Genomic DNA, 26,499 nt, shown 5'->3' with positions numbered 1-26,499 from the left:
GTGTGCCTTGTGTGTAAAGGGTAAAGGTCAAAAGTGCTTCAATGGATCTGATTGGCTTCTTCGCCATACAGCTGGTGCAGGATCCGTTCGTTCAGTTGCGAAGGATGCCCGTCAAACACGATCTTCCCGTGGGCGATGCCGATCACCCGCGAGCAATACTCTTTCACCAGTTCGACCGAGTGCAGATTCACCATCACCGCGATGCCGTCTTCGCTGATTTTCTGCAGCGCGTCCATGATGCGGCGGGTGTTTTTCGGATCGAGCGACGCCACCGGCTCATCGGCCAGCAGGATTTGCGGGTTTTGCATCAGCGCGCGGCAGATGGCGACGCGCTGCATCTGACCGCCGGAGAGGTGCTCGGCGCGCTGCAGCGCGTGCGGCAGCATGTTGAGCCACTGCAACAGCTCGATGGCGCGAGCGCGGTCGGCGTCATCGAACAGTTTGAAGAAGGATTTCAGGGTGGAAGTGTGGCTCAGGCGCCCCAGCAGCACGTTGGTCATCACGTCCAGCCGCGGCACCAGGCAGAAGTCCTGGAAGATCATGCCGCAGCGCGCGCGCCACTGGCGCATCTGGCGGCCGGCAAGCTGGGCGATATCCTGCGCCACGCCATCGTCTTCGAAGTGCAGCATCTCGCCGCAGCTGGAAGGAATGGTGCCGTTGAGGGTATGCAACAGCGTGGACTTGCCCGCGCCGGAGCGGCCGATCACCGCCACGAATTCGCCGGCGTGCAGATCGAAATTGATGTCATCCAGCACGCGCTGCTGCGCTTTGTAAGCTTTGCCGAGCCCCTTTACCGATAACACTTTGCGGGATGCGGCGGCGTGCTGTCCTGGGAACTCGTGCTGCGCCAATTTTAACAGTGCCTGAGCCATATGATTTCTCTGGTTTCAGTGGCTAATCATTATGGGCACCTATTAACGGATAAGTTTATGACAGTGGGATGATGGTTTTATGGCCGGGGCGTGACGCGTGCCGCCCCGGTGTGCACCTCACGCCAGGGTGAAGAAGTCCAGCCCCAGCGCCGCCTTGACCTGCTGCAGCGTCCGCTGGCTGACCTGATGCACGCGGCGGGTGCCGTGCTGCAGGATGCGCGTCAGCTCGCCTTTATCGGCGATGAATTCGGCGCGGCGGGTGCGGATCGGTTCGAGCAGGCTCTGCAGACAATCCTCCAGCAGCCGTTTGATCTTCACGTCCCCCAACCCGCCGCGGCGGTAGTGCGCCTTCAGTTCCGCCACCAGCGCGGCGTCTTCGCAGAAGGCGTCCAGATAGGTGAACACCATGTTGCCCTCCACCCGGCCGGGATCGCTGACGTTGAGATGGCCGGGATCGGTGAACATGCTCATCACCGCCTTGTGCACCTCGTCGGCGCCGGCGCCAAGCGGGATGGCGTTACCGCGCGATTTCGACATCTTGCCCTGCCCGTCCAGCCCCGGCAGACGCCCGACGTTGCTCAACAGCGGCTGGCACTCCGTTAATATCGGTTGGCCGACGATGTGGTTGAAGCGCCGCACGATCTCGTTGGTTTGCTCCAGCATCGGCAGTTGATCCTCGCCGACCGGCACGTGGGTGGCACCGAAGGCGGTGATGTCCGCCGCCTGGCTGACCGGATAGATCAGAAAACCGGCCGGCAGGCTGCGGGCGAAATCCTTCTCGGCGATTTCGTTTTTCACCGTCGGGTTGCGTTCCAGCCGCGCCACGCTGACCAGATTAAGGTAGTACATCGTCAGTTCGGCCAACGCCGGCAGCGCCGACTGCAGGCAGATCGTGGTCTTGTGCGGATCGATGCCGACCGCCAGATAGTCGGCCACGACGTTGAGCACGTTGGCGCTGATTTTTTGCGGGTTGTTGCCGTTGTCGGTCAGGCCCTGCAGATCCGCCACCATCACCGTTTGGTTATGCTGGTGCTGCAGTGCGACGCGCTGGCGCAGCGAGCCGACGAAGTGGCCTAAATGCAGTGGGCCGGTGGCGCGATCGCCGGTAAGAATGGTGTAGCTCATGACAGTGCTCCTGAAGGTCTGTAGACCGCCGGATCAACGCCACAAAAAATAATGCCGCCAAACCGGCGGCATTAAAAAGAGATGTGAATACTCGTGCCGCCTCAGAAGAGGCGCCACCATGACTGATTGTGGGTGGAGTGCATCGATATATTCATGCCATCAAGGTATACCCGCCGCGGCAGCGCGTCAATAGCCCGCCGCCGGCGCGTAAGACGGCGTTACACTCCGGCATTTGCGTTCCTGGCCTGGCGCGCTAGGGTAAAACCTTCAACCTGAAAAAGGAGCGCATGATGAAGATCGGATTTGCCGGACTGGGTGGGATGGGCAGCGCCATGGCGGCCAACCTGTTGCAGGCGGGCTTCGCCTTAACGGTATGGAACCGCTCGCCGCAGGCGGCGCAGCCGTTGGTGAGCGCCGGCGCACGGCAGGCCGAACGGCCGGAACAGTTGGCCGATGCCGACGTGCTGATCACCATGCTGGCCGACGATGCCGCCACGCAGCAGGTGGTGGTGGACAGCGGATTGCTGCAGCGGATGAAACCGGGCGCGCTGCATATCAATATGGCGACCATCTCGGTCGAACTCGCCAAACGCCTGACGACGCTGCATGCGGAACACGGCATCGGCTACCTCGCCGCGCCGGTGCTGGGGCGGGTCGACGTGGCCGCCGCCGGCAAGCTGAATATTCTGGCGGCCGGCGATAGCGAGCGGCTGAAGCAAGCGCAGCCGCTGTTCGATGCCCTCGGCCAGAAAACCTGGCACTTCGGCGCCGATCCGGCGCAGGCCAACGTGGTCAAAATCGCCACCAACTTTACGCTGGCCAGCGCCATTGAAGCGATGGCGGAAGGCAGCGCGCTGGTGCGCAACTATGGCGTGTCCGGCGCCGACTACCTGCAGATGCTGAGCGGCACCGTCTTCGCCGCCCCGGCTTACCAGGGCTATGGCGCGCTGATCGCCGCCGAGAAGTATTCACCCGCCGGATTCCGGCTGGCGCTGGGGCTGAAGGACGTCGGGCTGGCGCTGGCCGCCGGCGCCGACAGCCATACGCCGATGCCGTTCGCCGGGGTGCTGAAAGACAACTTCCTCGACGCGATGGCGCAGGGGGATGCGGATCTGGACTGGGCGGCGCTGGCCAAGGTGGCGGCGCGGCGAGCGGGCCTGAAATAACGAACGGGGGCGCTGGCCCCCGTTTTCCGTTCTCAGAACACGATGTCCGCCGCGGGCACGGCGCGAATCGGCACGCCGAAGCTGTCGATATTCGACAGCGTCTCGTTATGGTGGGTGCGGATCAGCAAACCGTCGGCATAGGATTTGTCGTGGCAGGTGTGCGCATCCGCCGCCAGCGTCACCGGATAGCCGCGCGCCGCGGCGCTGCGCACCGTGGTATCGATGCAAAACGGCGTGGAGTAGCCGCAAACCACCAGCTGCGATACGCCGTTGGCGATCAGCAACGCGCCGAGCGAGGTGCGCAGGAAGGAGTCCGGCGTGGTTTTATCCACCCGATGGTCGCCCGGCGCCACCTTCAGCGCCGCGAGCACTTGCCAGGCGGCGCTGCCGTGCGGCAGTTCGTCGTCCGGCGTGTGGTGCTGAATCACGACAACCGGCACGCCCGCCCGGCGGGCGCGCTCGCTCAACTGATTGATGCGCGCAACGGTGCCCGCGGCATCCGCCGGCGGCGGCGTAAACAACCCTTCCTGCACATCGATAATCAACAGCGCGGTGGTCATGGCGGCTCCCGAAGAGAAGATAAATGGCGTCAGCACACCGGCTGGCGCGGGCGGAAAATGTGGTCAACGCCCTGCTCGCGCAGCCGGTTCACCAGATCGTGCCCGCCGTTCGGCGTGGCGTGCGCCAGCTGGCGCTCGGCGGTAAACACCGGGCTGGCCCAAAACAGGTTCACCGGGTCGCCGTACTGCTGCGGCAACGCCAGGTGCGCGTGATGCGGATAGAAGGACGACGATAAAATATAGCCTTCGTAGCCCAACGGCGCCACGTCGGACTCCAGCGTGTGCCCTTCGCCGATCCAGGTCAACCGCGCCCACGGCGCGTGCGCGAAGCCGGCCAGCGCGCTGGCCATCTGCACCGCGTTGTCTTCGGTCATGTATTGGCTGTCGATGGCGATCGCCATCTCCATGCGGCGATAGCGCGAAGCCTCGTCGTTGAACAGGATCTCCACCCACGGCATCGGCCGGATGCTGACCCCCATGGTGAGGAAGTAATAGATGCCGTCGCGCTCGTGCTGAGTGATGGCCATCGGCGGCCACTTGCCCTGATCGATGGCGTAATATTTTACCGAAGGGCCGAAATGCTGCTCATAGCGCGCCTGAAAATCGCGCTGCATCTTCGGCCACGGATTGCCCTCTTCACGCTGCCAGCTGCGCCAAAACTGCCGGGTGCTTTCCGCCTGCGCATATTGCGTGTTGGTCGAGGCCGAACCGAGCGGATAGGCCAGTGGGCTCTCCTTGATGCAGCTGGCCGAATAGCACACCGAATGGTCGATATACAGGCTCCAGCCGGGGATCACCGCCAGCAGTTGGCCGTAATACCACAGGGCCGCGCCGTCGTCGCTTTCGCTCCACACCACCATCAGCCCTTCCGGGTTCAGCGGCGCTTCCCCTTCCAGGTTGCGGCAAAACTCCGCCGCCAGCATCGGCGGCTGCCCTTGTTCCAACGCGGCGCGATCCTCCTGCAGCGGCGCGGCGGCCAGGTTGCGCAGCCAGCAGGCGCGCACCTGATAGCGATCGCTGTAGGCTTCGGCGGGATAGATGTAAAAATAGGCTGCCCGGTGATCTTGCTGAACCACCGCGACCAGCGTCTGGTTCTCATTGCTGACTTCAGCAAGTACGTATGACTCGTTCATATCACCTCAATAGGGTCAGGGCGCGGCAGAATCGGCTGCGCGCCAAAAATGGAATGTGGCTTTGCCCCAAGTGTAAAACGCATTACTGGCCGGATCACCCGTAAAAGTCTCAAAAACGGCCGTAAACGAAGATAAACAAAGGCTAATTATAGCGGCTGCGGCTCATGACGGCCGAGTGATGCGCCGCACCGCGCGCTGATAGGAACCGTTGCGCATCGACGCGCCCAGCACCTTGCCCAAACCGGCGGCGCCCGTTCGCACCAGCCGCCGCCGCAGCGCGCCCGGATGAAAACCGAACTGCCGCTGCGCCCAGTCGGGCAACAGATCGATGCCCGCCTGCATCACCACCCCGCCGAGCGGGCGCGCCAACGCGCTCGGCGCCGGCGCCTTCAGCAGAATGCGCGCCACCTCTTGGGTGCGTTCATCGCACACCAGCTGCGGCCGCATCGCCTGCAGGTATTCTTCGACCTCCGCGCAGGACTGAGGTATTGCAGTGGCTCCCAGCGCGGCGGCCACGCGCGCCGCTTCACGATAGTATTGATCCTGCAAATCGCGGGAAAGATGGGGGTTACGGTAGCGCAGGTGGCTGGCCAGAAAGCGGCTGCTCTCCGCCACGTGCACCCAGGTCAGCAGCGCCGGATCGCTGGCGGCATAAGGCGTGCCGTCGCCGCCGACGCCGGTTACCCGCAGATGGATGGCTTTGACTTTGGCGATCAGCCGCTCCGCCTCGGCGGTCGGGCCGAAAGTGGTGACCGACACGAACTGGCTGGTGCGGCGCAGGCGGCCGATCATATCGTCGCGAAAATTGGAGTGATCCCATACGCCGGCCAGCGCCAGCGGGTGCAGCATTTGCAGCAGCAAGGCGCTGACGCCGCCGCACAGCATCGGCGTGAAATCGCGATGTACCTGCCAGATGACAGACTGCGGGCCGAACAGCCCCGGATCGCCGGGCGGATTCTCAAAATCGACGCCGCCGAGCGCCAGCCCGGTCAGGCTGAGCACCTGTTTCTCTATCGCTGCGCGTACCGCTTCCATCCTGCCGCCCTCTTGCTGGTTCAGCGGCCAGTGTATCACGCGGCGATCGCCTCATTGCGCCCTGCGGCGGTTGAAAGCATTAACTTACTGAATTACAGTTGTTATACCGCTTGCAACAAGGCGGACCTATTCGATCCACTGCAGAGGCGCTTTGCAGGGCGTTAACCCACGTTAATTCGGCACTAACCCCACAAAACCTCTATCTAGTTTCTTTTCCTTCAACTTAGATAGCAGAGAGTTCGATGATTACCATCAGAGCACGCGTGGCGGAAGACAACGCGCAATTGGCAGATATCTGGCTGCGTTCGGTGCGCGCCACCCACCATTTTTTAACCGAAGACAACATCGCGCAGCTGTTCCCGCTGGTGCTGAACGACTACCTGCCGGCGGTCAACGTTTGGGTGGCCGAAGAACGCCCGGGGCATCCCTGCGGCTTTATCGGCCTGAACGGCAACAAGGTGGAGATGTTGTTTATCGACGCCGATCAGCGCGGCAAAGGGGTGGGCAAAGCGCTGCTGACCCACGCGGAAACGCTGCACGATGAGCTGCAGCTGGACGTGAACGAGCAAAATCCGCAGGCCAGCGGCTTCTACCGCCACTACGGGTTTGTCATCACCGGCCGCTCGCCGCTCGACGGCCAGGGCAACCCGTTCCCGCTGCTGCACATGAAGCTGGAAAAACGCTAGCCCTCCGCCGGCCGCCCTGCGGCCGGTTTCTTCCCCCGCCTCCCCCGCTGCCTTATATATCAAATCAGAATAAGTAATAGATTTTACATTCTTCCTGTCACTATAAACCCTCGGTAGGATTGCCCGGTATTCACCCGCAACAGAGGTTCCGTCAGCCGAAAAGCCGAACGATCTCTGTCCGGCGCACCGCGCTCTGGACGGAATGCTGTGATGTATCGATAAGGATCCGCTTCGCTATGATCGTTCTTTCGAACGTTTGCAAAACTTTTGACAGCACACAGGGCCGCGTCGTGGCGGTAGACAACGTCAGCCTGGCGGTAGAGGCCGGGCAAATTTACGGCATCATCGGCTACAGCGGCGCCGGCAAAAGCACCCTCATCCGCCTGCTCAACGGTCTGGAAACGCCCACCAGCGGCCGCATTGACGTGGGCGGTTTTGATATCGCCCGCGCCAAAGGCAGCCATCTGCGCCAGGCGCGCCTGAAAATCAGCATGGTGTTTCAGCACTTCAACCTGCTGTGGTCGCGCACCGTCAGCCAGAACATCGCGTTTTCCATGCAGATCGCCGGCGTGCCCAAGGCGCAGATTGCGCCGCGCGTGGCGGAACTGATCGCGCTGGTCGGCCTGCAGGGGCGCGAAAACGCCTACCCGTCGCAGCTCAGCGGCGGCCAAAAGCAGCGCGTCGGCATCGCCCGCGCGCTGGCCAATAACCCGAGCGTGCTGCTGTGCGACGAGGCCACCTCGGCGCTCGATCCGCAGACCACCGACGCCATTCTCGACCTGCTGTTGGACATCAACCGTCAGCTGAAATTGACCATCGTGCTAATCACCCACGAGATGCACGTGGTGCGCAAAATCTGCCACCGCGTGGCGGTGATGGAAAACGGCCGCATCGTCGAAGAAGGCCCGGTGCTTGACGTGTTCACCCGGCCGCAGCAGCCGATCACCCGACAGTTCGTCAAACAGGTGTCGCAGTATGCGGACACCGAAGAGAGCTTCAACCCGCAGCTCACCGCCCACCTGCCGGGGGCGATTTTCAAGCTGACCTTCGTCGGCGTGCAAACCCATCAGGCGGTGATCTCTGAAGTGATCCGGCGCTACGCCCTGACCGTCAACATTCTGCACGGCAAGATCAGCCACACCCTCAACGGTTCGTTCGGCGAACTGTACATCCACGCCGAAGGCAATGAACAACAAGTCGCCGACATGCTCAACCTGCTGCACGAAAGAGACATCGCCGTCGAGGTTATCCAACATGATTGAATCCCTGTTCCCCCACCTGCGTCTGGACCAACTGTGGGACGCCACCTGGGAAACGCTATACATGACCGGCATCGCCGGTTTGGCCACGCTGGTGCTGGGCATCGTGCTCGGCGTGCTGCTGTTTTTAACCTCGAAGGGCCAGCTGTTGCAGAACCGGGCGGTCTACTCGCTGATCTCCGTGTTGGTCAACGTCTTCCGCTCTATCCCGTTCATCATTCTGATCGTGCTGCTGATCCCATTCACCAAGTCGCTGATCGGCACCATTCTCGGCGCGGACGCGGCCCTGCCGGCGCTGATCGTCGGCGCGGCGCCGTTCTACGCCCGGCTGGTGGAGATCGCGCTGCGCGAGGTCGACAAAGGAGTGATCGAAGCGGCGCGCTCGATGGGCGCCAAAAACCGCACCCTGATTTTCCGCGTATTGCTGCCGGAAAGCTCGCCGGCGCTGGTTTCCGGCATCACCGTCACCCTGATCGCGCTGGTGAGCTACACCGCGATGGCCGGGGTGATCGGCGCCGGCGGCCTGGGCAATCTGGCCTATCTGGAAGGCTTCCAACGCAACCACAGTGACGTGACGCTGGTGGCGACGCTGACGATCCTGCTGATCGTTTTCGTCATTCAGTTCATTGGCGACACCCTGACAAGAACGCTCGATAAACGTTAATTAACCAAGGAAAACGATGATGAAAAAGCACCTACTGATGTTGGCTTTCGCCTCTGTCGCCACCCTCGCCTCTTACGGCGCCGCCGCGGCGACCAAGCTGGTGGTCGGCGCCTCCAACGTGCCACACGCCGAGATCCTCGAACAGGCCAAACCGATACTGGCGAAGGAAGGCATCGATCTGCAGATCAAGCGCTTCCAGGACTACATTCTGCCGAACACCGCCTTGGCCAGCCACGACATCGACGCCAACTACTTCCAGCACGTGCCTTACCTGAACTCGGTGCTGAAAGACCACGCCGACGACAAGAGCTACGACTTCGTCAGCGCCGGCGCGATCCATATTGAGCCTATCGGCATCTACTCGAAGAAGTACAAGAGCCTGAAAGATCTGCCGGAAAACGGCAAAATCATCATGCGCGACGCGGTGGCGGAAGAAGGCCGCATTCTGTCTATTTTTGAACGGGAAGGCGTGATCAAGCTGAAGCCGGGGGTGAGCAAAGTGGACGCGCGCATCACCGACGTGGTGGAAAACCCGAAACACCTGAAGTTCCAGGCCAACGTTGAAGGCGCGCTGCTGCCGCAGATGTATAACAACAACGAAGGCGACGCGGTGGTGATCAACGCCAACTACGCCATCGACGCCGGGCTGAATCCGACCAAGGATCCGATCGCGGTCGAAAGCGGCGAAAACAACCCGTACGCCAACATCATCACCGTGCACAAAGCCGACGTGAACAAGCCGGAGATCGTGGCGCTGGTCAAAGTGCTGCACTCCAAACCGATTCAGGACTTTATCCGCGAGAAGTACCAGGGCGCGGTGATCCCGGTCAATCAGTAATGGGTTAGACGGCCCGGTGAAAACCGGGCCGGTTGTCACACCTTATTGCCAATCTGGCTGAGCCGCGGCCACACCAGCATCAACGCCTCCAGCAACCGCAGCAGATCGCCGCGGCTTGCCCCTTCGCGCGCCTGCACCGACATGCCTTCAATGGTGCAAATGACGTACTTCGCCAGCAGCGCGGTGTCGGTCTTCGCCAGCAGTTCACCCTGCTGCACCTTGCGATCGAAGCAGGCTTTCAGCGCCGCTTCCTGGGCATGATGTTTTTTGCGCAGCATCTGGGCGACGTCGTCGGACGCAGACGACAGCGCGGCGGAGGCGCACACCATAAAACAACCTGACGGCGTATCGGGGTCGGTAAACACTTCGACGGAAGAACGCACGTAGGCCTCGACGATCTCGGCCACCGGCAACGCCTGTTCCAACAGTTGGTTGGTGCAGGTGGTGTATTTTTGCAAATAGCGTTCCACCGCCGCGCGGAACATCCCTTCTTTGTTGCCGAATTCCGCATACAGCGTCGGCGCCTTGGCGCCGGTCACTTCCACCAGATCGGCCAGCGAGGTGGCTTCATAACCGTGCCGCCAGAACAGATCGAGCGCGCTTTCCAGCGCCCGATCGCGATCAAATTGTTTCGGTCTGCCGCGGCTTTTCTTGCCGCAGACCGCTTCATTGATGCTCATCGTTCCTCTCCTATCCCGCTCCACGGCAGGGTTAGCACAAATAACTTAACGATCATTATAAAAAAATATTGCGCGCTCGTCGAGAACCGATTAGCATTTAGTTATCGATCGTTAAGATAATTTAGCGAAGCGGATTAAACCCCTCTATTCACCGTTATCGGAAAGGAATTAACATTATGAAAAACTTAAAATTAACCTTAGCAGCCCTCACTCTGGCCAGCGTTTCCTTCGGCAGCTTCGCCGCTGATTTGGTTCAGAACCAACCGGCTGACCAGCAGAAAGTGGGCGTTATCACCGTCAGCGGCGCATCCGATCTGACCTCGCTGGAAAACAGCCTGGCCGCCAAAGCCGATCAGGCCGGTGCAAAATCCTTCCGCATTATCGGCGCCGGCGGTAACAACCAGCTGCATGGCACTGCAGAAATCTATCAATAACAAAGCATTAAGCCTGTGGACTGCATACCTTTATTGCTCACAGCGCCAGGGCGTAAAAAAAATTAATTAACGAGCATTAAAAAAATACTTGCAATCCGTCAAACCGGCATCTAACATTAAATTATCGATCGTTAATTAATTTAACGACCTTACAAAACAAACATCGTAAAGAACAAAGATAGGAAATAAGACCATGAAAAACCTGAAAATGACCATCGCAGCCATCGCACTGGCCTCCGTCTCCTTCGGCAGCTTCGCCGCCGATCTGGTTAACGCGCAACCCGCCGACCTGCAAAAAGCCGGCGTCGTCACCGTCAGCGGCGCGTCCGACCTGAGCAGCCTGGAAAACAAACTGGCGGCCAAAGCCGACGCGGCGGGCGCCAAATCTTTCCAGATCATCGCCACCACCGGTGACAACAAACTGCACGGCACCGCGATCATCTACAATTAATCGCCGGATCGGCAATCGTGCAAAAGGGCGGCTCAGGCCGCCTTTTGTTTGCTTTAACGCCAACGTTCTGTTGTAAGCTGTAGCGACCTTTTCCCGCTGAGCCGAGCAACGCCATGACTCCCCTGCTGTTCCACAAATATCACGGTCTGGGCAACGACTACCTGGTCTGCCACCGCTCGGTCGCCGAACGTCTGAGCCAGGAACAGATCCGCCTGCTGTGCCACCCGCATTACGGCATCAGTTCCGACGGCCTGCTGATCGACAGCGGCGACGCCGCTTTTTGAATATCTGCCAAAGTGGTTCCTACTACTTTGGTGGAAACCACTTTGGCAAATGTGTCAGAAAATCACCAAACGGTACACGATGTACGCTTACCTTTGCCCATTGGTTCACCTGCGAAATTTTGAGGTGGGCATATCGCCTCAACTTAGGTGGCCAAATTCAGTTTGCCACTACAGGTGACAACAATTCAGAAAAACAGCATGTTATCTGACGCTACCTTAATACGACAGAGCCGGATGTTTGCGAGCAAAGGCATTATGTTGGCAAACCGCTATACTTACCCGTTGAATCTGAACCGAGTAAACTTGCTGCTGATTAAGCCACTCCAGGCCGTATCGTTGTGACACGTACTACAATATCCTTAAGCGCCCCCTTTACTTTTTTGCCAGACTCCGGTAAGGAAACGGGTGATATCATTCTCAATCATGCTGTGCAGAGCCACTCGATCGATCCCCGGTGGATCTTCACACAACAGTGGCGTGGCAGTCCGCAATTCTGTCGAGCAGGGGGCAAGGAAGGCAAAATGCCCGGCGCCAGAAATGACTTTCAGTTGTGGTTTGACGGGCAGAATTTTTGCCAGCTCGCCGGCGTTCTCGCGCCAGGAGAGCTCTTCATCCTTATCACCAGTGAAGATTAGCGTCGGTTTGGTGAAGATTTTAAGGGACTCAGGGGCGAAAGGTGCACTCACTGGCGCCATCAGAACCCAGGCTTTAATGCGCGGGTCCGATTCAGGTGCGAGAGCGGGACCATCGTTTTTAATATGCCCTTTTGCCAGACACAGGGCTTCTGCCTGATGATTTTCACAGTAGCTAACGTAGCGTGATGGATCAATCCTGCCACCTGCCAGTAGTAATCCCGTTTCACCACCGGATGAGAAACCGATAAAAGCAATTTTGTCGGCGTCAACATGCTGGCGTATATCCGGGGTACTCAGCGCTGCCGTAATCGCAGCGGAGATTTGCAGAGGGCGGCCGTACAGGGTGCTCGCCGCACCCGCGCCTGACTGATCTTTGTAATTATCGCCGGGGTGACTCAGGGTGATCACGATATTGCCCTGACGGGCAAGCGAGGTTGCCAGATCATGATGGCTCCACAAACTTCCTGCGTTGCCGTGTGAAATTACAATCAGGGGATAGCGCCCGGGTGCCATTTTCACTGCGTTGCGTGCCGACACATGGTAGGGGCCAAAGTTGCTCATCGTATTCCCGCTCATATTCCCGGGATAGAACCAGACCGCTTCCATTGGTTTCTTCGCGACAGGGTCAATGACTGCCAGCCTGCGAAAACCCGCCTCATCAGCGGGCTGGGCCCAGGCGAAAAATGTAAAGCCCGAACAGAGGGCATAAAGCGCGGTATGGCGAATAAACTTAATTGCACCGCTGAGTAACTGACTCATTAAAATCATCACCTTTTGTTCAAACAAATTTGTCTTGAATCAGACTAACACTTCTGCCGCGTTTTTCTGGCTAAGAAAACCGTTCGGACTGGCAGTCAGACCATAAGCGCCTGACTGGAAAACAACAATATAATCCCCCGGTCCTGCTACAGCGACATCCCCCTGGTTCAACAAAATATCCAGCGGTGTGCACAGCGGGCCCACTACGTTGGCCACCTCGCGTTGTTCGCCCTGCACTCTGTTACCGATGACGGCTGGATAGTTGCGACGGATAAGCTGACCTAAGTTGCCTGAAGCAGCAAGATGATGGTTCATCCCGCCATCTGCGACCAGATAAGTCACGTCATGCGATACCTTGCGGTCAATGATTTTCGCAACATAGATCCCCGCTGGCGCAACGAGAAAGCGTCCAAGCTCCAGAATGATCTCGGCCTCGGGCAGGTGCTGCTCTGCTTTAGCGACCAGGGCATGCATGGCCTCCCCTACGGATGCCACATCCAGCTCTTTGTCGCCCTGAAAATAAGGAACACCAAATCCGCCACCAAGATTAAAGCGCCGTACCGGCCCGGGCGCAATTTTCGCCAGTTCAATCACCAGATCCAGCGCCTTGCTCTGTGCTTCAATCAGGAAGTCAGCGCGTAAGTTCTGCGAGCCTGGGAAAATCTGAAAACCTTCGAAATGCAGCTGCCCTGGATTGTCGCGGATCAGCATCATGGCATCCTGTACATAAGAAACATCCATGCCAAACTGCCGCGGCCCTCCCCCCATTTTCATGCCAGATGAATTGAGATTGTAATCAGGATTAATACGGAGTGAGATACGCGCGGCGATACCGTATTCCACTGCAATATCTTTGATCCGCTGCAGCTCGGTGATTGATTCGACATTCAGTAACACCTGAGCGGCCACTGCTCGTTGCAACTCTTCCACCGTCTTCCCTGGCCCGGCAAAACTGATATCTTCGGGCGAAACACCGCTGTTCAACGCCAGCGCCATTTCATTAGCCGATGCAACATCAAACCCTTCAACCAATCGTGACAAATGATGAATGACAGGGACAAACGGGTTAGCTTTAATAGCATAGTGAATACTAATCTTTTCCGGAATATGTGTTCTTAATAACTGTACCTGACGATCTATAAGCTCACGAGAGTAGGCAAAAAAAGGCGTTTGCCCAATTTGTTGTGCCAGCCGGGGAAGAGGGATGCCACCAATGGTCAGGCAGTCATTCTCAATAGTAAATTTCTCTGCCATTTTCCGGGAAAGACTTGAAGAGGTATCGCTATGGTTCTGAGTCATCATTTATCCTTAAATTAGTTTAAATATCAGTAACGTAATTAAAAAAATAAAAAACTACAGATAAAAACTGACGTCAATCGATGTGAATAATGTCAGTAACCACTGTCCCACGATCAGGCACAGCGCCAGCCCTGCAGATGCAAGTAGTGAGAACAGAGATAATACGATTAACGACCCTATCCGGCTGGAATTATCAACATTTACCCCGCCGGGCAGCGAAACGCGCATCACTTTGCGCGTTCTGATGGTAAACAACAAAGTGATAATAAGCACCTCACCCAATAACCATGCAAGCGTAAATAATTTAATAATCGTCAGCGTGGTTAGTCCGTAAGTTGCCACCTGGCTTATTTCATTAGTCATCCTACTCCCTCGTTTAATAGTGAATTAATACTGAAAAAGTGCCGCACCAAATACTCCACCAACGCCGGCCGAAACCATCAACACTTTGTCGCCAGCAGAAAATTCGGCACTCTCCTGCAGGGAGTGAAAATTGATAAACATGTCTGCGCCCAAACAGTGAGCGGTTCGGCGAATATTACTCAGGAATATTTTTTCCAGCGGAAAATCAAGGTATGCTGCCGCCTTGCGCCACATCCATATATTAACGTTGTGGGGAACAATCCAGCTGATCTGGTCCAGTGCCGTGTCCGCCTTCCGCAATACATCATCGATTACCGCTTTCAGGCGAGGCTGATAGTGCAGCTCGAAATCTTTGTAGCAGTCAGAATTGGTCGGCAGCCAGATACCATGGGCATAGCCTGGCCAGTTGTGAATCGCATGAGCCTGCATTTTCGGGCCGCAACCTGACAATGAGAAAATACCGGCGCTGGCACCATCGCCAACAATCGCCACATTTGCCACAACACGTAATTCAACATTGTCAGCAATTTCTCCCACCACAATCAGCGCTTTTGCGTCAGAGCCTGCGCTTTGCAGATGATGTCTCGCCAAATCCAGAGCAGAAAAGATCGCTACGCAGTTATTACTGCAGGTCGCCAGCGGCTGTGCATACTTCAGCCCCAGGGTTCGCACCAGCTGCGTCACGATGCTCTGCCCCCATACACCGCTAACGGCTCCGGTATGAGCATATATCACAACGTCAATTTGCTGACGCAACTGGGGAGCATCTGCCAGCAGACTCTCGCAGGTTTGCACCAGCATGCTAAGTTCATCCCCTTCTTCCACCGGACAGTTGGGCAGTTCATACATGCGGCTGAACACCCGCGCCTGATTCTGCGAAATGCCAAGGCGCTCATAATCGCGCTCAAGCACCAGCGTCGTAGCGGGCAGATAGCTGGCCAGTCCCTCCATGATCATCGGACGCATGCCTCCTCCCCGATTTCATGGATACTGACGCGGTAAGCCCCTTTCACCGGGCTGAAGCTGTGAACATCGTGCTGACAGCAGAGTTCAGAGCACGACAACAACGCGGTACGCAGTGACGCACAGTCTGATGCATCACACACATTAAGCTGCGCCAGACTGTCGAGCAGCTCCAGCTGCTCAACGTGTGTAACCCGTGCACCAGGCTTTTCTTCCAGTAATACGCCCCATGCATCCCACATCAGGGGCTCGTAGCCGCATAATGAAGTCATATCGAGCAGAAACAGGTTACGTACGGTCCACTGTCCATAGTCGTCGTTAAAGTGGTAACCACTAAAAGCACGTTCACTGAGGATGCCGGCCCGGATCTGTCGCCATATTTCTCCGCCGCTAAGGAACAGGTCGCGCGGAAAATGTTTCTGCTCAATATTCAGTAAGGGTTCCGGCAGCACATGCAGACGACTTTCGGCATAACGCCAGTGCTGTCCATCCCAGTATTCCACCAGCACATGATCATGCATTGGCCGTTCAGGCTTGTATTGATCGTGCGCGAAGCCATAGCGAACACGGGCCGGTATCTGCTTTTGGCGCATAAAGGCACACAACAACACGGCAAAATCGCGGCAGGTGCACAGCAGCCGTTTCGCGGGTTCACGAGGTGAAAGCAGGTTTCCATCCTGTAATTGTATCAGTCGGTTAAGCATTGCCTCTGCCCAGCGTAAATCCACTTCAGCGCTGCGGGTAGCGATAATCTCTGGCGAGAGTTTCGCTTTATCTGTCTGGTAATGAACCAGCAGATTCTGCACCGCGCCAATCAATCCATCCACATCGTCAGGTAAAGCATCCAGCGCAGCGACAAAACGCCCCGGCTGGGTCACGGCAGTGTGCTGTCGGTAATGACTGACTGGGTCAAACATAGTGTGCTGCTCCCTGGGTAAATGTTGGCTCTCCATGGCATAACCGATCGCAGAAAGCCGTTAAATGGCTGATGATCTCTTCATGCAGTTGTTTGCGTGGCCGCACGTCGCCACCGCTCACCACAGGGTTCAGCGCCCTGAGTATCGGAGGACTCTCGTGAACAAACGCATAGTGGCCGGCACCGGACAGAGTGTGGTGGATGACAGTCGGCAGACGCGCCGCATAATCCGCCGGCGTACCCAGCATGCGCACGGAATCCTGATCTGCGGAAAGGATCAGTGCTGGGATGTCCAGTGAAGACAATGATGCTTCCGGAAACAGGTTCGAGAGTGCAGGCGCCATTAACACGACGCCAAGCGGCGAAGGCAGGCGGCAGGCGCTGACGTCAAAAGCACCCAGCTCCGTCAGCACGGTGCTGAATTCTTCTTCCAGTTCGAAACGTGGCACACAGCCACACTTCACCAACACATCGTATGCGCCCGCTGAGTGACCGATTAATAACGGGCGTGAAAAGTCGATATTTTCCGCCAGCCCTTCCTGCCGCAATGCCTGTTGAGCGAGAACCAGACGCAGTGGGCGCGTCAGTAAATTGCGCCAGCGTTGTTGCCCGTCCTGAATATCGCGATGATCGACGGTCAACACGGCAAATCCCCGTGCCGCCAGGCATTCCGCGAGATAATATTGATCAAACCGCGAACCACCCGCGCCATGCGACATGATGACCAGCGGCCAGCGCGCGCCGCAGGGGATCGCCCCCTCCTCAGCCTGAGCTTGCAGGACCCGAAGGTAATGTACCGCTTTGCCGGTTCCGCTGAATGCCGGGTACCACAGACTGGCGGATACGTCCCCCAGAACCGAATGCCAGGCATAATGCGCCACACCGCACCCCCTATCAGTCAGAGCATGTTGCATCAGGTACCTCCCGTGTTTTTGCGCCACAGGATGCCTGCGCCAGATGGTGATGCAGCGCGAGATAGTCCGTTTTCATATTGCGGTTGCGCGGTAACGACATTTCGATGATCTGCCCGGGAAAAAGGTAATCGGGCAAAAATTGGTGACAGCGCTGACGCATCTCTTTTACTGAGAAAGGAGAACCTTCGACAAATACCGCCATACTGATGACCAAGGCATTTTCTCCAGTAACAGGGAGTACCGCGACGTGCGGGGTCTCCGCCACTTTACGCATCAAACCTTCAATTTCGCCCCGTTCAACACGGTAACCACGTACCTGCCACTGAGCATCGCGGCGGCCACGGAACAACAGGCCATACCGGGCATCCTGGATGCCATCATCGCCGGTTAAATACCACATGCCCTGCTGTCCAGGTAGCGTGATAAACCTCGATGGTCCAGCAGGTTGCACGCCGACATATCCTTGCGCGACCTGAACGCCACTGATACAGATTTGGCCTCGCTCTCCCGGAGTCACGGGTTGCTGATTATCATCGAGCAGTAACAGGTGATTCCCCGGTAATGGTGAGCCAAGAGGCCACTCGCCTAGCGCCTGGAAGTCATCGCTCCAGCGGCTGATGGTGACCGCTACCGCCGATTCGGTAGGCCCGTATATGTTAAAAAACGCAGCCTGAGGCGAAGCCTGACGACATCGAGCTATCAGGCCCAGCGGTACCGGTTCGCCACCCAGCACGACGGTGCGCAAAGAGGCAAGGCTACCGGGCCGTAAAGCGCCCAGCCGTTCGATGCTGAGCCAGCCTGAAGGAACCGATGACCAGAATGTCAGCAGGTGTCTGCTGACAAACCCAGGCAGACTGAAGCTGTCGTTACGGTCAATCGCATACAGTGCTGCTCCGCTGCACCACGCCAGCCCGATATCGTGGAGTGAAAAATCAAAGGTCAACGGAGAGAGCTGTGAGATGCGGTCATCAGGGCGCGGACACAAAATTGCCAGCGCGGAATCCAGATAAGCGGCAAAGGCCGTATGGCTCGTAATCACGCCTTTCGGCACGCCGGTAGAACCTGAAGTGAACAATAAGCTGCACGGGCCATTTTTCTGAGGACCGGGCAGATTATGCCCGGCGGCGGCTTCCGCAGACGTCATGATTTCCGGCAATGACACAGGCGTGACCTCCGGGCATTTGCTGGCAATCATGCCGGCGAATGCCATACCGCTATTGTCACTGAGCAAGCTGGAACAGTGAATTTGCGCAAGGGCGGCAACGATACGATCGACAGGATCGTCCGAGGCCACGGGCAGGTAGCCTTTACCGGCGCGCATGATGCCCAGAATGGCGGCATAGCTGGCGAAGCTTTTACTGGCGATCAGGGCGCAGAACTCGCCCTCTTTACGCATCAGTGTTCCGGCAATCAGAGCCGATGCCTGCCAAAGCTGCTCATAACTGTAGGTTTCTCCTGCCACCCATAGCGCAACATGATCAGGATAACGCCGGACAATCTCCTCAACCCGCCGGATAAACAGAGGAGCATCATTTTCAGTAACGGAAGAGAGCGGCACCAAATGAACCTCCTAATCCTACGGCTATCATCAGATAAACGTCGCCTTTCTCCAGCGCCCCCGTGGACGTCAGGTGAGACAGGTTAAGCATCATATCGCTGCCAAAGCAGTGCCCCGTGAATGGGATGTTTGCCAGCATCAGACGGGAAAGTGGCAGATCGATAGTCCGCGCCAGTTCGATCCAGCTTTTACGGTTTACGTTATGGGGAATAACCCAGCGCACCTGATCCAGCGTCATCCCCGCCTGTGCGAGCGTCTGCTGAATAATCTGCAGCATCATGGCGGGATAATTTGTCTCGTAACTGGCGCGAGGTGCCCCTTCCAGCCAGACACCTCGCGCATACTGACCATAAGTATGTGAACAACACGCCAGCAGCTCATTCCCTGGCCCGCGAGTACCGAACAACATCGCGCCTGCGGCATCCCCCATCACTGCGGTGTTCTCCACCAGCCTCAGCTCCTGGGTTACCGCACTCTCACCCGTGACGAGCAGAGCCAGGGCATCGGGCTGTTCCTGCAAACGCTGCCGGATAAGCCTCATCGCGTCGAAAACTGATGCGCAACGGTTTGCGCACATACCGACAAACAGTGCATTGTGTAATCGCTGCCGCCGTAAGACGCGCTGCATTGAGAGAGCGCCATAGTTGCCGACCAACGGGCAGGTATGAGCATGCACGACCAGCTTGATACGCTCGCGACTGTCAATTGGCACAGCCGCAGACACGGTCTGTTCAAGTAGCGTTTCCATTTCACCGGGAACGGCTACCGGCACATATTCAATACCGATGAATTTTTTATAGATCTGCGCCTTGAATGAGGTCAGGTTAAACCGCTCTGGCTGTTCAAGCAGGTTGACTGATATCGCCGGTAGCCGTGCGCTAACGTGTTGAATGAACATGTTTACCTCTGTCCAGTAACACGTTGTTCTGCACCACAGCTGGCATGACTTTCTGCCTCCAGTTCAGCACGCAGTTGTTTATAGTCAGTTTTGCCATTGCGGTTTTTCGGGATCGCGCCCAGTATCAGCTTGCCGGGCCACATAATGCGCGGCATCGACTCCTGACATAATTTGCGTAATTCCAGGTTACTTTTGTGGTGTGTGCCAACAAAAAACACCAGCCCCTCGACACTGTTGCCTTCAATGATAGGCCAGCCCACCACCGCAACGTCTTCGGTGCCGGATACCTGTCGCAGCATGGATTCAATTTCCAGCCGTTCGATTCGCTGTCCCTGAACTTTCAGCTGATCGTCACAGCGGCCAAGAAAATGCAGACACCCCTCTGAATCCAGAGTGCCCCAGTCACCCGTGCGATACCAGGCTTCACCGTTTTCGATAACGAAGTTATCCGCCTGCACCGGCAAACCGGGCCAGTAGCCCTGCACGACCTGTTCACCGCCGATCCACAATTCACCTTCGTGGCCGGATTGACCATCCTGACGCGAGCGGCCAATTTTCAGCACGGTTCCCGGATAGGGACGACCAATCGGCACAACCGCACCAGCAGCCAGAGAGGGATCGCTTTTCCAGTGGTAACCGCATACCGCGACGGTGGCTTCAGTAGGACCATAAATATTGTCGATACGCGAGTGTGGTGCCGCCTCCTGCCAACTATCTGCGGCACCATGCAGCAGGGGTTCACCGCAAAACAGCGACTGGCGCAAATGCGGAAATGCCCCTGGCGTCAGCTGGCGCAACCGCTTCAGCCAGAGTGCCGTCGACGGCACCGAAGCCCAAAACGTCAGCCGTTTCTCATCGATTAAACGCCCCAACGCCATACTCTGGCTGCTGTCAAACACATGGGTTGATGCCCCCACTGCCCAAGGGACAAACAGGTCGTGTACGGAAAAATCGAAACTTAACGGCGCCAGCTGGGAAAAACGATCGTTATGGCTGGGCTGGTACAGTGCAACGGTATTTTCAACGTAACGCACCACATTGGCGTGCGAGACCTCGACGCCCTTGGGGGTACCGGTACTGCCCGAGGTGAACATCAGATAGGCATGGGGATTATCGCTGCGGGGCTCAACGACGGGGAGTGCAGCAAGCTCGTCCATCCCCAGGAAACGATGCTGCGGGTAGTCGCGACACCAGTCAGGACTGAGATCGCAGTCACTGAGAATAATGACCAGTGGCAGTTCATTCTGCGCCAGCAGAATTTGCAGTAGCGCTCGCTCCTGATCACGCGTGACCAGCAGATCGAAACCTGTGCTGCGCGCCAGCAACCCAAGCCGCTCCGCTGGTTCCTCTTCATTGAGAGGCAGGTAGGTTTTTCCGTAACATAATGCGGCGATCGCGCCAGCCAAGGTGCCGATGTGGCGCGGGCCGAGTAACGCGCAATATTTTCCCGACGACAGAGCAAAACCTCTGGCCAGCAGCGCAGCAAACTCATGCAGCTGCTGATAACTCCAGCTGTCATCTTTTATCGACAGCGCCTCTAAGTGCGCATATTTCGTGGCCGCTGCCTGCAGAAGCTGCCCTAAATGGTGGTTCATCGTCATGATGCAAGCTCCTGTTGCGCAAGCTGAAAGACCGCCGCGCCAAACACGGCGCCCAATCCTACCGTTGCCACCATGATGTGATCCCCGGGCTGAAGTGTCTGACTGGCAAAACGCCAGTTAATAAAGATATCCGCGCCAAAGCAGTGCCCCAGTTCAGGCAGCTTATCAAGATAGATTTTGCTTAACGGGACATTCAGTTTGGCGGCGACATTTCGCCAGGAGATAAGATTAACGTTGTGCGGAAAGATCCAGCGGATTTGCTCCCATTCCAGACCGGCCTGTTGACAGCTGCGCTGCATCACTTCTGCCAAACGTTGCGCATAGTCGCTTTCAAACCGGGCCTGTTCTTCCTCCGACTGCCAGGCTCCTTTGGCATGTTCGCCGAAATAGTCCAGCTCAAGGGATTTCATCACCGCTCCGCTGCCGTTCAGACTGATAACACAGGCTGTGGCCGCATCGCCGCACAGGGTCGTATTGGGTATTTGCTGCAAAATCCCACTGAACGTCAGATCTGCGGTGAGCAATAGCGCGTAGCCCTCTTCGCCGTTCCCCGCCAAGTAGTTTTGACTGAGCATCAGCCCGCTCAGGGTAGATGCGCAGTTGTTGGTATGTACCGCCAGAGACGCTGCGTGTTGCAAGCCCAGGCGGCGACACAACCGGGTCAACAGACCATTGGGCCAGGCGCAGGTTTCCGCAGAGGTGTGGACATGCACCAGCAGCCTGATGCTATCTGCTGCAACACCACTGCGCATCAGAGCATCCCGGGCGGCGTGGAACATCATGTCCTCCAGCGAAATATCACTGATTGCGACCCGCTTAAGACCATAGAAGCGTTGATAAACTTTGATCTCCGCGTCCGACAGTCGCGGCTCCATGCAAATCTGATCAAGTTCAAACGTGGTTTCAGGCAGATAAATACCAATATCATTGATGGTAAGGTTCACAGACGTGTCTCCATTCGATTTCTGTGCACAAAGAGATACAGTGATGGCAACAGGAAGAGGGTCAGGAACGAGCCCAGCAACATCCCTGCGACAATGACCAGTCCCAGCTCAAAGCGAGACTCCGCCGCAGGACCTGAAGCGAACAGCAATGGCATAGCGCCAAGCACCATCGTCAGCGAGGTCAGAATGATGGCTCGCAGACGGGAAGCAGACGCGCGGGTAATCGCGAACCAGATATTGGTCACCCCTCGTTCACTCAGAGTGTTCGCGGTATGCACCATCAGAATGCCTTGCTTGCTGATCAGACCGACCAGCGTCAGCATGCCGACCTGCGTAAACAGATCCAGCGGCATGCCAAACCAAAGCAGTGCCAGCAGTGCGCCAAACACTGAGAATGGGATGCTACCGAACAGGACTATGAGTGGGTCCCAGTGGCTGGTGAGCTGCAACGTCAGCAGGCAATAGATTCCAATCAGAGCAATAGCAAAGGTGATCAACAGACGCTGCCCCTCTTCTTCGCTTTGTCGGGTTTCGCCGGCCAGGTCGTAGGAAACACCCCGCGCTTTGAAGTCCGCCAGTATCTGGCGGCTGAACTCTGCCGCCTGTGACTGACCAACACCCGGCATTAAAACTCCCTGCAAGGTGACTGATGCCTGTTTCTGAAAGGTCTTCAGTGAGGCTGGTACAACCTGATTTTGCGGTATCATAAAACTGCCCAGACGACTGAGGCTGCCGTTGGTACTTCGGACCTGCAGGTCCAGCAAGGTTTTCATTGCCGACTGCGAAGACTTATCCAGACCCAGGATGACGTCATAGGTACGCCCTTCATAAGTGAAGGGCTGCAGCTTGGTGTTGGCATACTGTAGTGGTTCACAAAATCAGGACACCTTCGTAGCCTCTTTCCATTGTTTTTCGTACTCGCAGGGGGATAACCCTCCGTTATATTTATGTGGCCTAATCTGGTTGTACCAGGTTTGTAGCCAGCTCTGAATATCCTGCGAGGCATGATGCAGATCTTTATACGCTGTGCTCGGTATCCATTCACTTTTCAGACTTCGGAACACCCTTTCCATCGGTGAGTTATCCAGGCAGTTTCCTCGGCGACTCATGCTTTGCATTACCCCACTTCGCCATAATAACTGTCTGTATTGTTTGCTTTTATACTGACAGCCCTGGTCTGAATGAAAGAGCAGTCGCCCATGACGCCGCCGTGTCTCCAGGGCATTACGCATCGCGCGACAGGCTAGATTCGCATCCGGTGATAACGAGAGTGCCGAGCCCACCACGCGGCGTGAATAAAGATCGACGACCAACGCAAGGTAACACCAACCGCCATGGAGGCGGATATAGCTGATGTCTCCACACCATACCTGGTTCGGTGAGGCCGGCATAAATCGCCTTTTCAGCAGGTTTGGCGAGGCGACTGCTTCTTCTCGGGCTCCACGATACCGGTGCTTCCCCGGTTGGCGACTGAGTAAACCACATTCCTGCATCAGTTTTCTGGCCAACCAGCGCCCAATGGCATAACCCTTCCTGCGCATCAGCAAACTTAACGTCCTGCTGCCGGCGGACCCGCGGCTAAGCTGATGTAACGCCCGGATCTGTGCTCGCAGTTCCAGGCGTTCGGCATCAACACGTTGGTACCGCGATGCGTAATAAACGCTGCGCGGCATCTTCAACAGACGGCATAATTCTGCTACAGGCCATTTCATTTTTAGCCGTGTGATCAGCGCACAGATTTGACGGGGATTTCGCTCATCAACACGGCTGCCTGCTTTAAAATCTCTTTCTCCATCTCCAGACGGCGAACCTGTTTCTCCAGCTCCTGGATGCGACGCTGGTCTGGTGTCACTGCCACGCCGGCAGGCGTAACCCCCTGGAGCTCGGCTTCATACTGACGGATCCATTTACGAAGCTGGCTGGGATCCAAATCCAGGGCTAGAGCGACATCAACAGCACGCTGTTGGTATTTAGTCACCTGCTCGATGGCTTCCAGCTTGAACTCAGGAGAAAAACGGCGTTTGGTTTGTTTACGTTGGGTCATTACTCGCTTACCTCAATTTTCTGTCGTTACATTAACAGGCTATTGAGGTGTCCGAAATTGCTGAACCACTACATGTCAGCGTGCGGTTGGTCGTATTGACTTCAGTATTGATCAGCGTAACGGTCGCGCTACCGGCATATCCGGACACCGTATCATCAACCGCGACTTTCACACCGGGATGCAGCGCACTGATATCCGCTTCCGGCACGCTGAACTCGACATAAAGCTTTGCGGGATCATAAAAGGAAAACAGCGTCTGCCCGGCCTGACTGGACTGGCCTGGTGCCAAATCATGCAGGCTGACCACACCGGAGAAGGGAGCGGTGATCGTCATTTTGCGCAGCAAGCTGCGCAACTCTTCCTGATCGCTGACGGCCTGAGCGAGGTTGACATGAGCCGCCTGCTGATCAGCCTGTGAAATGGCTTTGTTGACCAGCAGATCGGCACGGTGAGCATTTAGCCGCACCATTGCCAAATTAGCCTCTTTTTGCTTCAGTTGCGCACGTTCAGCACGGTCATCAATGCGAAACAGCACGCTATTGGCCGCTAACTGGCCACCTGCCGGCGCCACCTGCAGAATTGTTCCCGCCACTTCTGTGCGCACATCAAGGTAATACACAGCTTTAACGATCCCCACCACGTTCTTTTTATCCTGCCAGGACATGGTTTTCACCTGTGCAGTTTCAACCAGTGCCGGTGGTGGTCCCTGTAACGCTGCGGGTGGCGCACCGCCGATCGTTTCGGCCGGTGCCGTCGTGCGTGCGGTGGTGATACTGACGGACACGCCTGCAAAAATCACCGCAAGGACCGCGCACAACAATACCAGTGCCTGCTTGTTCCTCATGCCGGCAGCCTCCGTGCGGCATCTTTAAAGTCTGAGCGCAACTTATGCTTATCAAATTTTCCGTTGGCATTTTTCGGCAGTCGCGGCAGCAGAACGAATACGTGAGGAACCTGATACTGCTCCAGCTGCGTCAGGCAGAACTGACGCAGCTCGGCTTCAGTGAGTGCGGCAGGCGATGATGTGGCGACGAATGCCACGATACGATCCTCAGGATCCTGTTCATCATTGTGAACGATGACCGCTGCTTCGATAACCGCCTCATGGCGGAATAAGGCTTTCTCAACCTCACTGAAAATAACCTTGCGGCCACGGATTTTGGCAACTTCATCCATGCGTCCGGCAAAGTAAAAATAGCCTTCATCATCCAGCCAGCCGTAGTCACCCGAGTACAGGCAACGGTCACCATACAGCGGATGTATGCCAATTTTTTTCGCTGTCGCTTCAGGATTGCGCCAGTAACCCTGCATCACAGTAGCGCCGCGTATGACCAGTTGCCCCACTTCGCCAGGCGAGCAAGGCTGGTTCTGATCATTCACCACCAGAATCTGCGTGTTGGGGATCGCGATACCAACGCTGTCAGGTTTACGTTCCAGATCGGCTGGCGGGAGCCATGTACAGCGCTTGCACTCCGTCAGACCGTACATTGAGAAAATGTCCGCCTGCGGGAACAGGCGCTTTACCATATGGATATGCTGCTTACGTAATGCCATACCGGTGTTGGAAACCAGACGCACGCGGCTCAGGTCAAACTTGCCCCTGCTGGCATAGGTGTCCAGCAAACTGTAGAGAGAAGAGAGCCCCGGCATCACCGTGCAGCCATACTGCTGGATATGGCGCAACACCAATGTAGGTAAAACACCATCGGGCTCCAGCACCACAGTGGCACCGATGTAGCAACTCAGGATAAGTTGGTAGAGACCATAATCAAACGCGACCGGGAGAACCGCAATTATGACATCGTCCTGCCGATAGCCCAGGTATGTCGCTAAAGAGTCCGTGGCAGCCAGCATATTCTGATGGCTCAGCATCACGCCCTTGGGTTCGCCGGTTGAACCTGAGGTGTAAATGATCGATGCGAGATCAACGCTAATGGCCTGTAACGGGATTTGTGCTTCTGCTAGCGGATCGGCAATGAACTCTTCCAGCGATATACCCTTTTCCGTCCTGCTCAGGTCTCCCGCGACAATAACTGTGTTGAGCTCAGGGATCTGCTGCAGGCCAAACGCCATCAGCGCGCCGGAGATGGCCGGAGAGGTTAACAGCTGTCTGGCTCCGCTGTTATTAAGAATATAAGCCAGTTTATTCACGGCCGTATCGATAGCGACCAGAGAAGGACAGGCACCGAGCTTTTGCGCTGCCCAGAATGCGGCAAGGCTGTCCGGATGATTGCCCAGACAAATCACAACCCTGTCACCCGGCTGCAGTCCGCGGTGCCGCATCCCGGCAGCGATAGCACATACCCGCATCCAGATATCATGGTAACTATAGTGATGATCTTTGAAGATCAGGGCGGTTCTGTTCGGGTAATTTATATCTGCATCGCGAATCAATTCTGCCAAGCTGTGCTTCATGCA

27 protein-coding genes and 1 pseudogene are annotated in these 26,499 nt (G+C 56.8%); 8 read left to right on the top strand and 20 right to left on the bottom strand.

The genetic code is table 11. The features are described 5' to 3' along the window. Positions 1–38: 38 nt before the first annotated feature. Together phnC and trpS are read right to left on the bottom strand one after the other, a co-directional pair. Positions 39–872 carry a phosphonate ABC transporter ATP-binding protein gene (phnC, locus tag J0F90_RS06895; RefSeq protein ID WP_004939485.1) on the bottom strand — a complete coding sequence of 278 codons (834 nt, stop codon included), beginning with the start codon at positions 870–872 and terminating at the stop codon, positions 39–41. Between the two features lie 117 nt (positions 873–989). Beyond that, on the bottom strand, positions 990–1,997 hold the full coding sequence (gene trpS, locus J0F90_RS06890; protein WP_033640975.1) for a tryptophan--tRNA ligase: 1,008 nt from the start codon (positions 1,995–1,997) through the stop codon (positions 990–992). Between the two features lie 290 nt (positions 1,998–2,287). Here trpS and J0F90_RS06885 point away from each other — a divergent pair, with 290 nt between their 5' ends. Beyond that, a complete protein-coding gene (locus J0F90_RS06885; protein WP_033640976.1) occupies positions 2,288–3,163 on the top strand; it encodes an NAD(P)-dependent oxidoreductase in 876 nt (291 codons plus the stop codon). Positions 3,164–3,195: 32 nt separating this feature from the next. Here J0F90_RS06885 and J0F90_RS06880 read toward each other — a convergent pair whose 3' ends face one another. The 3 genes from J0F90_RS06880 to J0F90_RS06870 all read right to left on the bottom strand — a co-directional run bounded on the left by J0F90_RS06880 (position 3,196) and on the right by J0F90_RS06870 (position 5,891). Beyond that, positions 3,196–3,723: a cysteine hydrolase family protein gene (locus J0F90_RS06880; protein WP_033640977.1), complete on the bottom strand. Its 528-nt coding sequence runs from the start codon at positions 3,721–3,723 to the stop codon at positions 3,196–3,198. Positions 3,724–3,752: 29 nt separating this feature from the next. Then, positions 3,753–4,856 (bottom strand): suppressor of fused domain protein, encoded by a 1,104-nt coding sequence (locus tag J0F90_RS06875; RefSeq protein WP_016928594.1) that lies wholly within the window; start codon positions 4,854–4,856, stop codon positions 3,753–3,755. 162 nt (positions 4,857–5,018) lie between these two features. Beyond that, positions 5,019–5,891 (bottom strand): oxygenase MpaB family protein, encoded by an 873-nt coding sequence (locus J0F90_RS06870; protein WP_016928595.1) that lies wholly within the window; start codon positions 5,889–5,891, stop codon positions 5,019–5,021. A gap of 242 nt (positions 5,892–6,133) precedes the next feature. On the opposite strand from J0F90_RS06870, the gene J0F90_RS06865 reads away from it, so the two are divergent. From J0F90_RS06865 to J0F90_RS06850, 4 genes are all read left to right on the top strand, one after another. Further along, positions 6,134–6,577 (top strand): acetyltransferase, encoded by a 444-nt coding sequence (locus tag J0F90_RS06865; RefSeq protein WP_033640978.1) that lies wholly within the window; start codon positions 6,134–6,136, stop codon positions 6,575–6,577. Between the two features lie 236 nt (positions 6,578–6,813). After that, entirely contained in the window at positions 6,814–7,839 is a 1,026-nt protein-coding gene (locus J0F90_RS06860) for a methionine ABC transporter ATP-binding protein (protein ID WP_033640979.1), read from the top strand. Continuing rightward, positions 7,832–8,500 carry a methionine ABC transporter permease gene (locus tag J0F90_RS06855; RefSeq protein ID WP_004939505.1) on the top strand — a complete coding sequence of 223 codons (669 nt, stop codon included), beginning with the start codon at positions 7,832–7,834 and terminating at the stop codon, positions 8,498–8,500. Before J0F90_RS06860 ends, J0F90_RS06855 begins: the two co-directional genes overlap by 8 nt. A gap of 19 nt (positions 8,501–8,519) precedes the next feature. Further along, entirely contained in the window at positions 8,520–9,338 is an 819-nt protein-coding gene (locus J0F90_RS06850) for a MetQ/NlpA family ABC transporter substrate-binding protein (protein WP_016928598.1), read from the top strand. 35 nt (positions 9,339–9,373) lie between these two features. On the opposite strand, the gene J0F90_RS06845 is transcribed toward J0F90_RS06850, so the two are convergent. After that, on the bottom strand, positions 9,374–10,018 hold the full coding sequence (locus tag J0F90_RS06845) for a TetR/AcrR family transcriptional regulator (protein WP_016928599.1): 645 nt from the start codon (positions 10,016–10,018) through the stop codon (positions 9,374–9,376). Between the two features lie 176 nt (positions 10,019–10,194). Here J0F90_RS06845 and bhsA (J0F90_RS06840) point away from each other — a divergent pair, with 176 nt between their 5' ends. From bhsA (J0F90_RS06840) to J0F90_RS06830, 3 genes and pseudogenes are all read left to right on the top strand, one after another. Beyond that, a complete protein-coding gene (gene bhsA, locus J0F90_RS06840) occupies positions 10,195–10,452 on the top strand; it encodes a multiple stress resistance protein BhsA (protein WP_016928600.1) in 258 nt (85 codons plus the stop codon). Positions 10,453–10,645: 193 nt separating this feature from the next. Then, positions 10,646–10,903, top strand: coding sequence for a multiple stress resistance protein BhsA (bhsA, locus tag J0F90_RS06835; protein WP_016928601.1), 258 nt, complete (start codon positions 10,646–10,648; stop codon positions 10,901–10,903). 113 nt (positions 10,904–11,016) lie between these two features. Next, positions 11,017–11,178: pseudogene (locus J0F90_RS06830) on the top strand (diaminopimelate epimerase); the annotation flags it as partial. A 368-nt stretch (positions 11,179–11,546) separates the two neighbouring features. Here J0F90_RS06830 and J0F90_RS06825 read toward each other — a convergent pair. The 14 genes from J0F90_RS06825 to J0F90_RS06760 all read right to left on the bottom strand — a co-directional run bounded on the left by J0F90_RS06825 (position 11,547) and on the right by J0F90_RS06760 (position 26,496). Further along, positions 11,547–12,581, bottom strand: a complete 1,035-nt coding sequence (locus J0F90_RS06825) for an alpha/beta hydrolase family protein (protein ID WP_033641466.1) — start codon at positions 12,579–12,581, stop codon at positions 11,547–11,549. 39 nt (positions 12,582–12,620) lie between these two features. Then, positions 12,621–13,883: a pyridoxal-dependent decarboxylase, exosortase A system-associated gene (locus J0F90_RS06820; RefSeq protein ID WP_227944636.1), complete on the bottom strand. Its 1,263-nt coding sequence runs from the start codon at positions 13,881–13,883 to the stop codon at positions 12,621–12,623. A gap of 51 nt (positions 13,884–13,934) precedes the next feature. Continuing rightward, positions 13,935–14,243, bottom strand: coding sequence for a hypothetical protein (locus tag J0F90_RS06815; protein ID WP_033640981.1), 309 nt, complete (start codon positions 14,241–14,243; stop codon positions 13,935–13,937). 24 nt (positions 14,244–14,267) lie between these two features. Then, positions 14,268–15,209 (bottom strand): ketoacyl-ACP synthase III family protein, encoded by a 942-nt coding sequence (locus tag J0F90_RS06810; RefSeq protein ID WP_227944637.1) that lies wholly within the window; start codon positions 15,207–15,209, stop codon positions 14,268–14,270. Further along, positions 15,197–16,123, bottom strand: a complete 927-nt coding sequence (locus J0F90_RS06805; RefSeq protein WP_033640983.1) for a transglutaminase-like domain-containing protein — start codon at positions 16,121–16,123, stop codon at positions 15,197–15,199. The genes J0F90_RS06810 and J0F90_RS06805 overlap by 13 nt, the downstream gene beginning before the upstream one ends. Further along, positions 16,116–17,036 (bottom strand): alpha/beta hydrolase family protein, encoded by a 921-nt coding sequence (locus tag J0F90_RS06800; RefSeq protein WP_033640984.1) that lies wholly within the window; start codon positions 17,034–17,036, stop codon positions 16,116–16,118. The genes J0F90_RS06805 and J0F90_RS06800 overlap by 8 nt, the downstream gene beginning before the upstream one ends. Continuing rightward, complete coding sequence (locus J0F90_RS06795) at positions 17,017–18,594, bottom strand: AMP-binding protein (protein WP_161781921.1); 1,578 nt, start codon at positions 18,592–18,594, stop codon at positions 17,017–17,019. The genes J0F90_RS06800 and J0F90_RS06795 overlap by 20 nt, the downstream gene beginning before the upstream one ends. Beyond that, a complete protein-coding gene (locus J0F90_RS06790) occupies positions 18,572–19,492 on the bottom strand; it encodes a 3-oxoacyl-[acyl-carrier-protein] synthase III C-terminal domain-containing protein (protein ID WP_050072209.1) in 921 nt (306 codons plus the stop codon). Before J0F90_RS06790 ends, J0F90_RS06795 begins: the two co-directional genes overlap by 23 nt. 2 nt (positions 19,493–19,494) lie before the next feature. Beyond that, positions 19,495–21,093 (bottom strand): AMP-binding protein, encoded by a 1,599-nt coding sequence (locus J0F90_RS06785; protein ID WP_033640986.1) that lies wholly within the window; start codon positions 21,091–21,093, stop codon positions 19,495–19,497. Beyond that, complete coding sequence (locus tag J0F90_RS06780) at positions 21,090–22,037, bottom strand: ketoacyl-ACP synthase III family protein (RefSeq protein ID WP_033640987.1); 948 nt, start codon at positions 22,035–22,037, stop codon at positions 21,090–21,092. Before J0F90_RS06780 ends, J0F90_RS06785 begins: the two co-directional genes overlap by 4 nt. After that, complete coding sequence (locus J0F90_RS06775; RefSeq protein ID WP_229601636.1) at positions 22,034–22,834, bottom strand: efflux RND transporter permease subunit; 801 nt, start codon at positions 22,832–22,834, stop codon at positions 22,034–22,036. The genes J0F90_RS06780 and J0F90_RS06775 overlap by 4 nt, the downstream gene beginning before the upstream one ends. A gap of 81 nt (positions 22,835–22,915) precedes the next feature. Further along, positions 22,916–24,081, bottom strand: a protein-coding gene (locus J0F90_RS06770; RefSeq protein WP_103086435.1) for an IS3 family transposase whose coding sequence is annotated in 2 segments (ribosomal slippage) — positions 22,916–23,817 and positions 23,817–24,081 — 1,167 coding nt in all. Because the reading frame shifts where the segments join, the coding sequence is not laid out codon by codon here. A 31-nt stretch (positions 24,082–24,112) separates the two neighbouring features. Further along, complete coding sequence (locus tag J0F90_RS06765; RefSeq protein WP_227944644.1) at positions 24,113–24,925, bottom strand: efflux RND transporter periplasmic adaptor subunit; 813 nt, start codon at positions 24,923–24,925, stop codon at positions 24,113–24,115. After that, complete coding sequence (locus tag J0F90_RS06760) at positions 24,922–26,496, bottom strand: class I adenylate-forming enzyme family protein (RefSeq protein ID WP_033640989.1); 1,575 nt, start codon at positions 26,494–26,496, stop codon at positions 24,922–24,924. Before J0F90_RS06760 ends, J0F90_RS06765 begins: the two co-directional genes overlap by 4 nt. Between the last annotated feature and the right edge of the window lie 3 nt (positions 26,497–26,499).

The sequence above is a fragment of the Serratia marcescens subsp. marcescens ATCC 13880 genome (assembly GCF_017299535.1).
Classification (GTDB): Bacteria; Pseudomonadota; Gammaproteobacteria; order Enterobacterales; family Enterobacteriaceae; genus Serratia; species Serratia marcescens.
This window is presented reverse-complemented; position numbering and strand designations above follow the sequence as displayed.